Annotated in this window: 1 protein-coding gene; it reads left to right on the top strand. The window is 50.4% G+C overall.

Annotated features, from left to right (window positions below; genetic code table 11):
- Window positions 1-17 precede the first annotated feature (17 nt).
- A partial coding sequence (locus tag AXE65_RS07370) for an IS630 family transposase (protein ID WP_153015417.1) occupies window positions 18-560 on the top strand: 543 nt, incomplete at its 3' end.

Raw genomic sequence — 560 nt, forward strand, 5'->3', positions numbered from 1 at the left:
TTATATATAATATAGGCATGAAATGTAAACGGCAATCCGATGGTCGTGCTCACGATCATCACACTTTACAGGTTATGCGCCAGCAAGCCGTCAAAGCTGTTCGCGAAGGGCAGTCAATTGACAGTGTGGCGGCTGCTTTTGGTGTCAATAAGAGAAGTGTTTTTCGCTGGCTGGCCGCGTTCGCTAATGGTGGTCAAACGGCATTGCTGGCCAAACCAATTCCCGGTCGTCCTCCAAAGTTGAGTGATGAGCAGATGAAATGGATCGCCGATGCCGTGCGCAGCAAAACGCCTCAGCAATTTTGTTTTGAATTCGGTCTTTGGACGTTAGCTCTTATCCGTCATCTCATCAAACGGGAATTTGGCATCAATCTGTCCGTGGGTGCAATGTATCGCGTGATGAAAGAGCTGGGGTTTAGTGCGCAAAAGCCGAAATATCGTGCGTGGCAGCAAGATGCTGCTCGGGTACACACATGGGAAACCGAGACATTTCCAGCCATTGTGTTGCAGGCCAAGCGCGAAGATGCCGCCGTGTACTTTGCTGACGAGTCAGGCATTCGG

It is taken from the genome of Ventosimonas gracilis (assembly GCF_001580025.1).
In the GTDB taxonomy this organism is placed as follows: Bacteria; Pseudomonadota; Gammaproteobacteria; order Pseudomonadales; family Pseudomonadaceae; genus Ventosimonas; species Ventosimonas gracilis.